An 11,927-nucleotide genomic window follows, 5' to 3' on the forward strand; every position below is an offset into this window, starting at 1 on the left:
GGTAATACTATGATGTCTTTAGAAATTGTTATGGCAACTCTAGCTTTAGCAATTGGTTCTTTTATGAACGTACTAGATAGTACAATTGTAAATGTTTCCCTCTCTCATATTGCTGGAGATTTTGCCGTAGCTCCTACACAAGGAACATGGGTTATTACATCTTATGCTGTAGCTGAAGCTATATTCTTACCATTAATTGGTTGGCTTACAAAAAGATTTGGAATAGTAAAACAGTATATGGTAGCTACACTACTTTTTACAGGAGCCAGTGTTCTATGTGGATTGAGCTTTTCCTTTGAGTTTCTACTATTTGCTAGAGTTCTACAAGGAATAGTAGGAGCTAGTATGATTCCTCTTTCTCAAACGCTTATGTTAGGCTTCTATCCTAAGGAGAAAAAGGGAATAGCTCTTGGTATTTGGTCTATGACTGTTATATTAGCTCCTGTATTTGGACCAATGATAGGTGGATGGATTACAGACTCTTTCTCTTGGAGATGGTGTTTCTATATCAATATACCTTTTGGACTTATCTCTACTTTCATAGTTTATTCTATATTTAAAAAGAAAGGGTATAAGGACAAGATAGAGAAAGCTCCTATTGATATTTGGGGTCTTGTATTTCTTATCATTGGAATAGGTTCTCTACAAATTATGCTAGATAAAGGAAATGACTTAGATTGGTTCTCTAGTCCTTTAATCGTTGGACTTACAATTATAGCTTTTATATTTCTCGTGCTCCTTGTTATTTGGGAGTGGTACCAAGATAATCCAGTTGTAAATATTAGACTTTTCCTCAACAGAAATTTCTCTGTTGGTTCTGTCTGTCTTACTATTGGTTCTATCGCCTTCTTTGCTGCTGTTGTAGTCATTCCTCTATGGCTTCAAAACTATATGGGATATACAGCATTAAAAAGTGGGCTTACAACATGTACAATGGGGATATCATCTCTATTTTTAGCTCCTATACTTGGAAGTATGTTGACAAAATATGATGCTAGAAAGTTCGCTATGATAGGATTTTTGGCTTTTGCTATATCATCCTTTACCTTTAGTTACTCCCCAGATGTAACTTCTGGTTATATAGCTTTCTCAAGATTTATTACTGGATTTGGGCTTGGATTTTTCTTTATTCCATTGAATGCTATCACCCTTTCTGATATTCCACCAGAAGAGCTAGCTGGTGCCTCTGGTTTATACAACTTTATGAGAAATATTGGAAATAGCTTCGGAACATCTCTAGCTACAAACTTCTGGAATAACAAGATGGCTTTCCACCATGAGGAGATGGTAGCCTCTATCCAAAATGGAAATCTAAACTTTATAAGCTATATTAATAGTATGAGTGGTACTCTACATGATAAATTAGCGTATATTAATGAAATTATTACACTTCAATCTGCTATTATGGGGGTAAACGATATAATACTGGTAAGTGGTATCATGATGTTAATTCTAACTCCATTTATATTTATAGCCAAAAGAAAATAATCCATAAAAATTAATTATTCAATCATAAAAAAGCTTAAGAGTCCTTCTAAAATTTTGGAAACTCTTAAGCTTTCTTTTATTGAAAACTGAATATCTATTACATTATTTTCATAAAAAACTCTTTTATTATCCCACCAACATCTATTCCAAATATTGATTCTGCAATCATCTTTATTAAAACTATTGAGGTTACTATTAAAAACATAGGTTTTATAAATTTTGTTCCCTTAGTAACTGCTGTTTTAGCTCCCAATGTAGCTCCAAATATCATAATTATCCCTATTGGAATTGAATAGAAAAAATTTACCTTTCCTAAAAATATAAATAGAAACATACTAGCTAGATTGCTTGTTAAGTTTAAAATTTTAGCATTTCCACTAGCATTTGTAAAATCTAACTTAAAAATTCTGATAAGAGCAAAAATTAGAAATGATCCTGTACCCGGTCCAAAAAAACCATCATAAAATCCCATTACTACTCCCATTACTCTGCCAGCTGTTATATTTTCACTATTTAAACCTATAAAATTGTTTTCCTCTCCCATTTTTTTATTTACCATTGTATAGATTAGAACTAATAATAGTAACACTATTGCTATTGGATAAAGATATTTTGAATCTATTAAAACAACAGTTTTTACTCCCAATAGAGCTCCAATAAAAGAGAACGGAGTTATCTTTTTACAAAGTTCCCAATTCACCTTTCCAGAAGTTGCAAATTTTAATGCACTTGCTATCGTTCCTATACTAGAAGATATCTTATTAGTTCCCAATGCCACATGAGCTGGTATTCCTGAAGCAAGATAAGCTGGAACAGTAATCAATCCTCCTCCACCAGCTACAGCATCTATAAAAGAAGCTACGAAGCAAGCTATCCCTAAAAATATAAAAGTACCTATATCAATATGATTTAAAAATTCTTGTAACACTTTACTATTTCCTCCAAATTATTTTATTTATATAAAATTAGGAGGATATTGCAATATAATCTTGCAAAAGCCCTCCTCAATTTTCAATTATTTTCTATAGATAGGAACGATCTCTTCCTCTTCATCATAACTTTCTGTCTTAGCTTTATAATCAAACATATGATTTTTATTTTTTGGTATTGTACAGAAAATATTTTCTCCAGGATTTACTATCTCTCCCTCTTTAATATAAACAGCTCCAGATATATAATCTAAAATTCTTTGTGATTCCTTTCCATCTAAATCCATAAGGTTTATATGAACTATTTTATCTCTTTTTATATATCCTACACATTTTTTACAATCTTCATATTTTTTAGGTTTTACAAATACAATATCAAAATCTTTTTCCATCTCTTCTCTCCTTTTTTATTTTAATTTTACCACAGCGGGTAGTGAAAAGTCCACCCCATTATATCTTAGTATTGCTGCATCTGTTCCTATATAATCTTCAACCACAGCTGTTCCTACTAGATTTTCCTCATATCCCAATACCTCTCCTCTATACTCGATAGCCTTCCCTTGTTTATAAACATTCATTTGAGTTCCTATCTGAAGGTTATTAGAAGATCCTGAATTTATAATTATTTTACTTCCTGTTTTTTGTACTACTGCAGCTGTCCAAGGCATTGAATCAATCTTATTTACTATCTTTTCTACTCCTTGAATTACAGCAGCTCTAAAAGCTTCCTGTTCTAAACTTCCATATGAACCATAAGTTCCTGCTCCTAAAACAGTTCCAAATTTTACACTAGAACTTCCCTCACCTGTCTCTGTCCATACCTTTCCATTTAAAACATCTATGACTTTTAACTCTATTACTGCCTCAGCTCTTTGCTCCTTACTCTTAGAAAAAAGTGAGCTACTTCCTGTTGTATTTAATTCATATTTTGTTACACTTCCTACAACTACAAAATCTGTATCTAAGAACTTTTGCTTAGCTAAAATAGATTTCTCACCTAATGAATTTGAAAAAGCTAACTCTTCCATTACAGAATCTAAATCATCTCTTTCTAATACATTAAATCTTCCAGAGTTAGAAAACTCAGAAACCAATATATCTTTAGTGATACTGTCTGTTCTTTGTGTTCCAAATCTTGAATAGTTCTTAATCTTTCCTATAACTACTCTTCTCTTAGGAGCAAGATTTTTCTTATATGTATTATAATCTCTCAAATTTGAAATATTATCCTCTTTTTTTACACTGCTTCTTACTTCTCCACTACTACATCCAACTAGTAATAAAGTTGTTAAAAAAATACCAATATATTTTTTCATGCTATCACCTACAGTTTTTCAAGTACTATTTTGATTATCTCTTCAGCTGGAAGTTCACTTGTAAAACCTGCTGCCTTACGGTGTCCTCCACCATTAAAAATAGAAGCTATCTCGTTTACATCTACATCGTGTTTACTTCTCATACTTCCTTTTATAACTCCTACTTTATCCTCTCTTAAAAAAAGTGATACCTCAGCCTCTTTTAAAGCTATCAATCTCTCTACAATCCCTTCAGTATCCTCTTTCCTACCATTAAATCTATCTAGTTCAGCCCTTGACATAAAGTAATAAACTAATTTTTTCTCCTCATTATACTCCATATCATACATAGCTTTCCCTAAAAGTTTTATAGCTGCTAAGGTTTTTGTATTAAAGAACTCTCTCACTATCTTTGAGTTATCTATACCTACTCTTTTTAATTCACTAGCCATTTCAAAAGTTTCTGTTGTTACATTATTGTGAGTAAAATTTCCAGTATCATTTACAAGTCCTGTATATAGAGCTTCAGCCATATCTATATCAATCTCTATTCCACAGAATTTTAAAAATTTATAGATTAACTCACTTGTAGATGATATTTCAGTAACACAATTTAAATCTCCATACATAGTGTTACTTATGTGGTGGTCAAAATTTATTACAAATCTATTTTTTAATAGTGCCTTAGCATCTCCCAATCTATCATCTGTTGCTCCATCTACACATATAACTAGATTAAAATCATACTCTTTTGTCTCATCATATTGTTCTATACTCTTTAAATCTTTAAGATAACTTATATTATCTGAATATTTATCTTGTAAAATAAATCTAACTTTTTTTCCTATTTTTCTAAGTCCTAATGTTAGGGCAAGTCCTGAGCCTATAGCATCTCCATCTGGATTCACATGAGATACTACAACTATATTATCACTCTCTAAAATCTTATCTCTTATCTCTAAAAATTCTCTCAAATTTTCTCCTCCAATCCTAAGGCTTTTCTTTCCTCTTCTGTCATTCTCTTTAATCCCTCTCTATATAATTTTTCTGGATCATGTCCTAATTTACTAGCCATAAGATTCATAACTGCTATCTCTACCATGGCAGCAGCATTTCTTCCAGAAGAGATATATAGAGTCATCTTTGGAACCTTATTATCTAAAACCTCTGTTTCACTATTTTGATAATCTACTGTTGTCAAATAGTCGTTACAACACTCCTGTTCTCTCAGCTCTATTACTATATCCAATTTCTTATTTATTCTAACAGCACCTAAACCATACAGAGTTTTTATATCTATTATTCCTAAACCTCTTATCTCCATAAAATATGGAAGGTTAGCAGAAGTTCCAACTATATCTCCACTAGTGTCCTTTACAAACTTTACCAAGTCATCAGCCACAAGTCTATGTCCTCTATGGATTAACTCTAAAGCTGTCTCACTCTTTCCTACTCCACTCTTTCCAGTAAGTAGAACTCCAAAACCATACATCTCTAAAAATACACCATGTACTGATATATTTGGAGTAAAATATGTCTCCAAATAACTATTGAAATTAGCTATCATCTGTGATGCTTTCTTATATGAGCTTCTACATAGTATCATTCCTCTTTTCTTTACTAATTCGTAGAAATACTCTGGTACCTCTACATCATCAGTAAGTACTAAAACTGGTAACTGAAACTGAAGATAATTTTCTAAATTTTTTATCCTTACCTCTTCTGGTAATGTACTCAAAAATTTAAACTCAGCCTTTGAGAAAATCTGAACTCCATTATAAGCTGCGTCCTTATAATTTTCTACATATCCAGCTAAAGCAAGTGAGGGTCTATGTATACTTGTTGTCTTTATGAAAGTATCATCTAATCTATCCTCTCCCAAAAGAACTTTTAAATTGAATTGATTTTTCAACTCTTTAACTGATAGTACCTTTCCGTTATTCATATCCTTATCTCCTTGCTTCTTTTTATTAGCAGTTATCAATTTTTGAGATTCCTTCATAAAATACTCTGCCGAGTTTACACCCATCATCTTCAATCTATAATTTAAAGCCGCTGTCTCAATGATAATTGCTAAGTTTCTTCCCTTTCTAACTGGAATATTTAATTTTGGTATCTTACTTCCTAAGAACTCCTCGTACACTTCATCTAGTCCAAGTCTATCATAGAATTTTTTCTCATTCCACTCTTCTAAGACTATTAATAAGTCTACTCTTTTCATCTTTCTAGTTGCCTTTATTCCAAAGAGTGTAGTTACATCAATCTTACTTCCATCTTTCAAGTTATCTAGAAAAAAATGGCTATCCATTATAGTTTTATCAACTCTATTATATCCCTCTAAATCATTTTCAGCTACTCTTTTTATCATCAGATGATTATCTGTAATCAGACGATGTCCTCTTTCTAAAAGCTCTATTGTTACTCCTAATTTGGCATCTTCATATCCAGTCAATAGAACTCCCATTCCCATAACATCTAAGAAAATATATCCATCATACATCTTCTCTTCTGCTAATCTCTTAGATAGAAAAAATTTAGCCTCTCTTATTGTAGCAGAGGTTCTTCTCTTACTTTTCAGTATTGTTCTACCATTTTTCTTAGCACTCTCTATCATCTCAGGAAATACAGTACCCTCATTAGTTATTATTAAAGCTGGAAAATTATATTTAAAGTACTCATCAAATATTTTTTTTCTCTCCTCTTCAGAAAATTTAGCTAAAAATCTTGATTCCTTTCTTCCGTAAATATGAATATAGTTATTTAACTCTTCATCAACTTCAAAAAATCCAACTAACTCATATCCAATTTGATAAATACTTGGAACCTTAATTTGAAGCTCCAAATTTCCCTCTGTTATTATCTCTAATCCCAAATACTCTTTTAAATCAAGTATTGTTACCTTTTTATTACTTGTTATTTCATTGCCCAATAACTTCATCCCCTTTCGATAAAGAACTCTTTTCAATCATCTGTTTACTCTTTAAATCCTTCAATTTTCTCTCGTAGTCCCTATCTAAGTAGAAATCCTTATCCCTAAGTAAGAAAGCTTTCTCTATCTCTCTTGTTTTCTCCTCTCTTACCCTATCTCTAATTATCTTATCTTGAATATATTTTTTATATAATCCATATTCATAATAAAAAAATACTCCAAAAATTATTAAATATATTATGAATTTTACTCCACTATTCTTTTTAGCCATCTATCTCCTCTTTAAATTTACTTAAAGTATAAAAAGATCCACAGACAACTATAATCTTTTTATTTAAATTCTTAGCTATCTCATATGCTTTTTTCATATCATTTTCAACTAAACATCCTCTTTTTTCCTCTAGCTGTTCTAAGATTTTCTCTCCAGTAGTTCCTCTAGGATTATCCTCTAATGATGTAAAAACAATATTATCACTTATCTTTCTCATCAATTTTAACATATGCTTTACATCTTTATCCTTTAATATAGAAGTTATGATTACAACCTCATCACTTCTATACCCTTGCTCTATTATTTTACAAAGCTCTCTCATACCATCTTCATTATGAGCCCCATCTAAAATAACTAATGGTTTTTCTAAGTATCTTTCAAATCTACACTGCCATACAACTTTTTTACAAGCTTTTTTGATTATCTCTCTATCTATTCCAAGTTCAGTAACCACTTCATAAGCAGTTAAAAAGTTTTTAAATTGATAATCTCCAAAAAGAGAGAAATCATAACCTTCCTCTCCTATCTCTATCCTTGTTACAAACTTTTTAAAATCAAGCTTCATTCTCGCATCTTTATATTTCTCCAATACATTGATAATCTCAGCTTTTTCTTCAGATATAGCTTTTAAAAACTCTGAATTACTATCTGCTACTATGACTTTTGGACAATTTTTTATAATTCCAGCCTTCTCTTTAGCAATTTTATAAATAGTATCTCCTAGATACTCTATATGATCTAATCCTACATTTGTTATTACACAAATATCAGCTTCACATACATTAGTAGCATCAAATCTTCCTCCCATTCCTGTTTCTAGAACAACATAATCCAATTTTAAATCAGAAAAGTATTTAAACATCATAGCTGTCGTCATTTCAAAAAATGTAGGTCTTAATCCTGTTTTAGCTACTATATCCTTTACTAGTTGATAATATTTTACTATATCTTCATCTGTTATATCCTGTCCATTAGCTCTTATTCTCTCATTAAACTTTAAAATATGAGGAGAAGTATATTTTCCAACTCTATACCCTGCTTCTAGAAGTATTGTTTCTATTGTTGTAGAGGTTGAGCCCTTTCCATTTGTTCCTGCTACATGTATTACTTTATAATCTTTCTGTGGTTCTCCCATCTCTTTACAAAGAGTCTTTATATTCTCTAAACCTAATTTTATTCCATGCATAGAGTAAGAGTATAGCTCATCTAATAATTTCTCTATCTCCATATATTTTCACCTATATTCTTTCTAAAATTCCCTCAATTATTGTTTTTGAGTTTTTAGCTGCTAATTTTACAAACTCTGGATAATCTACTTTAGCATCATCATCTGCCTTATCTGAAATTGCTCTTATAACTAGGAATGGAATCTCAAAAATATAACAAACATGAGCTACTGCTGCCCCTTCCATCTCTGTACAATAAGCATTAAATGTCTCTTTTAACCATTTTATCTTCTCTGGTGAAGCTATAAATTGGTCTCCACTTACTATTCTTCCTTCCCAAACCTTCTCTTTTCCAAAAGTTTCAGTAGCAACTTCTACAGCTATCCTTCTTAAACTCTCATCAGCTTTGAATTGATACTCTTCCATTCTAGGAATTTTTCCTAATTCATATCCAAATGCACTACAATCAAAATCATGTTCTATTAAATCTGTTCCTACAACTATATCCCCTATATTTATCTCAGGATTTACTCCTCCAGCTACCCCTGTAAAAAATAGTTTATCTACATTGAAATGGTTCTTCATTAAAGTTGCACATATAGCTCCATTTACCTTACCAATTCCTCCCTCTACAAGTACAACTCTCTTACCTTTTAGCTCTCCTTTAAAAAAAGTTAAATTTCCTAATCTCTCTTCCTCTATACTAGTCATCACAGATTTTAACTCTATGATCTCCTCATTCATTGCTCCGATTATACCTATTACCATAAATTTATTCCACCTCTAATCAAAATTTTATCTCATTAAAAAATTATACCATATAGTTAGCTAGTAAGCAATTTAATAAACTTTATTTTATTTATAATTGTTATTTTTTTTATTTTTATGCTATAATATCTATGCAAAATTTTAAATTAGGGAGTTAATGATGAAAAACTTTTCTTATAAAATACAATTTCTTATCATAATGATATTTTACAAATTACTACTTTTATTCCCAGAATCTGCAAGATTTAAATTTGGTGATTTTCTAGGAATACTTATGTACAAACTTGTTAAAAAAAGAAGATTAATTGCTCTTGCAAATCTTAAAATGGCTTTTCCTGAAAAAGATCAACACGAAGTTGAAGCTATTGCTATTGAATCATTTAAAATTATGATCAAAGCTTTTCTTTGCACTCTTTGGTTTAATACATACCTAAAAGATCCTAAAAAAGTTATTGTTATAAATAGAGAGGTTTTAGATGAAGCTTACAATCAAAATAAAGGTGTTATTGCTGCCCTAATGCATATGGGAAATATGGAGGCAATAATTAAAGCTGCCGAAGGATATAGTATAGTTACTGTAGCTAAAGAGCAGAGAAATCCTTATTTAAATGAATTTATAACTGAAAGTAGAAAGAAAGATCTAAATTTAACTGTATTTTCTAAAAGTAAATCTACTAGTAAGGAGCTTATTAAACGTTTAAATAATAAAGAGATTTTTGCCCTTTTTAGTGATCATAGAGATAAAGGAGCTATTGTTGATTTTTTTGGAATGGAAGCAAAAGCACCAACTGGAGCAATCTCTCTTGCTTTAAAATTCGATATTCCTATTATCTGGGGATATAACTATTTTAATCCTGATAATAGCTGTACATCTGTAATAAATAAGTTTGAACTTGTTAAGACAGGAAATTTTAAAGAGGATGTTTTAAATAACACTCAAAGATTGATAAAAGAGATGGAAGATGTTATCAGAAAACATCCTGAGCAATGGATGTGGTTTCATGATAGATGGAATCTATATAGTAAATTATATAAGAGAAAGAGAAAATAGTCTCTTTCTCTATTTTTTTATACTATATTTAGATTATAAAAATTATTAAAAATATTTGACTTTTATTTCAAAAAGTGATATCATAATTGTAAATATTACAAATTTAAATAAATTGTATGAATTATAGGAGGTTATTATGGAATTAAAAGGAACTAAAACTGAAAAAAATCTTATGACTGCATTTGCAGGAGAATCAGAAGCTAGAAATAAATATACTTATTATGCATCAAAGGCTAAAAAAGATGGTTATGAGCAAATAGCTAAAATCTTTGAAGAAACAGCTAATAATGAGAAAGAGCATGCTAAACTTTGGTTTAAACTATTAAAAGGCGGAGAAGTTCCATCTACAATAGATAATCTTCTTGATGCTGCTGAAGGAGAAAACTACGAATGGACTGATATGTATGCTACTTTTGCAAAGGAAGCTAGAGAAGAAGGATTTACTGATATAGCTAAAGCTTTTGAAGGTGTTGCTAAGATTGAAAAAAGACACGAAGAAAGATATAGAAAATTATTAGAAAATATAAAAGAAAATATGGTATTTGAAAGAGATGAAGAAGTTGCTTGGGAATGTATGAACTGTGGACATGTACACTATGGTAAAAAAGCTCCTCAACTATGCCCAGTATGTAAACATCCTGGTGGATACTTTATGATTGAACCTAAAAATTATTAATTTTCTATAAAAATTATAATTAAACAGAGAGGATATTGCTAATTTTGACAGTATCCTCTCTGTTACTTTTATAGTTCCCAATATAATTTTTCACATTGAGTTTCAAAACCTATATAATTTTTTAGGTGTTTAGCTCCTAATTTAATGTATAAATTTCTAGCCTTTACATTCCCACTCATAACAGATACACTTATTCCTATATATCCCTCTTGTTTAGCATATCTCTTTAAAGTTGAAATTATTGTTGTTCCAACTCCTCTACCCTTGTATTCATCCTTTATATGTAACGAATCTAAATAGAGTACGTTCTCCATATTTTCATCTGGAGTAAAAGCTCCAAAACCTAAAAAATTTTCATCTTCAAAAGCTCCAAATATACCATTTTTCTCTTTTGTTATATATTCACTCCAAATTTTATTAAATTTTTCCTCTGTTATTGTATCTAAAATTTTATCTGGTATTATCCCTTTATATGTTGCCCTCCAACTTTTTACATATAGTTTTACCATCTCATTGATATCTTCTTTTACAAGTAATCTTATTTCCATCTATATCTCACCCTTTTTATTTTTATTATACCACATATTGATCTTTAGAAAAATTAATATTATAATAGAAATTACTAAATTTATTAAAAGGGGAATTAAAAAATGTTAGCAAAAAACAATAAGATTATCTCTATTTTTCCAATATTATCTGGAATATTTTTTGGAGCTGGAGGAATTTTTATTCGAAAATTAATTGAAATGGGAGTGGATAGTTATTCTATAGTTTTTTTAAGAGTATTTATAGCTCTACCCTTATTAGCTATTTGGTTATTTTTTACCAATAAGAAACTTTTTTCTATAGCTTTAAAAGATAGTTGGATATTTTTTGGAGCTGGAGTATTAGGAACTTTAGGATTAAACTTGAGCTATAATTTTGCAATTACAGAGTTATCTTTATCTCTATCTGCAATTTTATTAAGTTTAGCTCCAATATTTGTAGTTCTTTTCTCCTATTTTTTATTCAGAGAAAAAATTACATCCATTAAAGTTATCTGTATGATTCTAGCTATTATTGGTAGTGTCTTAGCTAGTGGAATTTTTGAAACTTCAAGTATGCACTGGTCTTTTAAAGGAATTTTCATAGGACTACTTTCAGCGGTTTTCTATTCACTCTATAGTATTTTTTCAAAAATTGCTATGGAAAAAAAGTATGATGCTCTCACTATAACTTTTTATAGTACTTTGGCTATTACTATTGTTCTTTTTCCTATGAATGATTGGAAATTTGTAACTGAACTTGTTAGTTCTAATCCTATTGAAATATCTATTTTTATGATTGCACACTCTATGTGTACTTGTATTTTCCC

General features: G+C 30.2%; 13 protein-coding genes. 4 read left to right on the top strand and 9 right to left on the bottom strand.

Translation table 11 applies throughout. The features are described from left to right. Window positions 1–9 precede the first annotated feature (9 nt). The gene (locus tag IAA47_05280; GenBank protein MBU3842379.1) at window positions 10–1,488 is read left to right on the top strand and encodes a DHA2 family efflux MFS transporter permease subunit; all 1,479 of its coding nucleotides are present in this window, start codon (window positions 10–12) and stop codon (window positions 1,486–1,488) included. Between the two features lie 97 nt (window positions 1,489–1,585). Here IAA47_05280 and IAA47_05285 read toward each other — a convergent pair whose 3' ends face one another. From IAA47_05285 to IAA47_05320, 8 genes are all read right to left on the bottom strand, one after another. Then, window positions 1,586–2,416 (bottom strand): TSUP family transporter, encoded by an 831-nt coding sequence (locus tag IAA47_05285; protein ID MBU3842380.1) that lies wholly within the window; start codon window positions 2,414–2,416, stop codon window positions 1,586–1,588. An 87-nt stretch (window positions 2,417–2,503) separates the two neighbouring features. Further along, a complete protein-coding gene (gene sepF, locus IAA47_05290; GenBank protein ID MBU3842381.1) occupies window positions 2,504–2,809 on the bottom strand; it encodes a cell division protein SepF in 306 nt (101 codons plus the stop codon). Between the two features lie 15 nt (window positions 2,810–2,824). Continuing rightward, window positions 2,825–3,733 carry a CsgG/HfaB family protein gene (locus IAA47_05295; protein ID MBU3842382.1) on the bottom strand — a complete coding sequence of 303 codons (909 nt, stop codon included), beginning with the start codon at window positions 3,731–3,733 and terminating at the stop codon, window positions 2,825–2,827. An 8-nt stretch (window positions 3,734–3,741) separates the two neighbouring features. Further along, a complete protein-coding gene (locus tag IAA47_05300) occupies window positions 3,742–4,686 on the bottom strand; it encodes a bifunctional oligoribonuclease/PAP phosphatase NrnA (GenBank protein ID MBU3842383.1) in 945 nt (314 codons plus the stop codon). Continuing rightward, on the bottom strand, window positions 4,683–6,650 hold the full coding sequence (gene hprK, locus IAA47_05305; GenBank protein ID MBU3842384.1) for an HPr(Ser) kinase/phosphatase: 1,968 nt from the start codon (window positions 6,648–6,650) through the stop codon (window positions 4,683–4,685). The genes IAA47_05300 and hprK overlap by 4 nt, the downstream gene beginning before the upstream one ends. Next, the gene (locus tag IAA47_05310) at window positions 6,631–6,912 is read right to left on the bottom strand and encodes a hypothetical protein (GenBank protein ID MBU3842385.1); all 282 of its coding nucleotides are present in this window, start codon (window positions 6,910–6,912) and stop codon (window positions 6,631–6,633) included. The genes hprK and IAA47_05310 overlap by 20 nt, the downstream gene beginning before the upstream one ends. Next, entirely contained in the window at window positions 6,905–8,140 is a 1,236-nt protein-coding gene (locus IAA47_05315; GenBank protein ID MBU3842386.1) for a bifunctional folylpolyglutamate synthase/dihydrofolate synthase, read from the bottom strand. The genes IAA47_05310 and IAA47_05315 overlap by 8 nt, the downstream gene beginning before the upstream one ends. Window positions 8,141–8,150: 10 nt before the next feature. Further along, on the bottom strand, window positions 8,151–8,846 hold the full coding sequence (locus IAA47_05320) for a 5'-methylthioadenosine/adenosylhomocysteine nucleosidase (GenBank protein MBU3842387.1): 696 nt from the start codon (window positions 8,844–8,846) through the stop codon (window positions 8,151–8,153). A gap of 160 nt (window positions 8,847–9,006) precedes the next feature. Between IAA47_05320 and IAA47_05325 the strand changes: the two genes are divergently transcribed. Both IAA47_05325 and IAA47_05330 read left to right on the top strand, forming a co-directional pair. Next, the gene (locus IAA47_05325) at window positions 9,007–9,897 is read left to right on the top strand and encodes a lysophospholipid acyltransferase family protein (GenBank protein MBU3842388.1); all 891 of its coding nucleotides are present in this window, start codon (window positions 9,007–9,009) and stop codon (window positions 9,895–9,897) included. 136 nt (window positions 9,898–10,033) lie between these two features. Next, window positions 10,034–10,573 (top strand): rubrerythrin family protein, encoded by a 540-nt coding sequence (locus IAA47_05330; protein MBU3842389.1) that lies wholly within the window; start codon window positions 10,034–10,036, stop codon window positions 10,571–10,573. 68 nt (window positions 10,574–10,641) lie between these two features. Here the strand turns inward: IAA47_05330 and IAA47_05335 are convergent, their stop codons facing one another. Next, on the bottom strand, window positions 10,642–11,121 hold the full coding sequence (locus IAA47_05335; GenBank protein MBU3842390.1) for a GNAT family N-acetyltransferase: 480 nt from the start codon (window positions 11,119–11,121) through the stop codon (window positions 10,642–10,644). A gap of 102 nt (window positions 11,122–11,223) precedes the next feature. Between IAA47_05335 and IAA47_05340 the strand changes: the two genes are divergently transcribed. Continuing rightward, the coding region (locus IAA47_05340) for an EamA family transporter (GenBank protein ID MBU3842391.1) at window positions 11,224–11,927 on the top strand (704 nt) is incomplete at its 3' end.

Origin of the sequence: Candidatus Fusobacterium pullicola, from assembly GCA_018883725.1 — a bacterium.
Classification (GTDB): Bacteria; Fusobacteriota; Fusobacteriia; order Fusobacteriales; family Fusobacteriaceae; genus Fusobacterium_A; species Fusobacterium_A pullicola.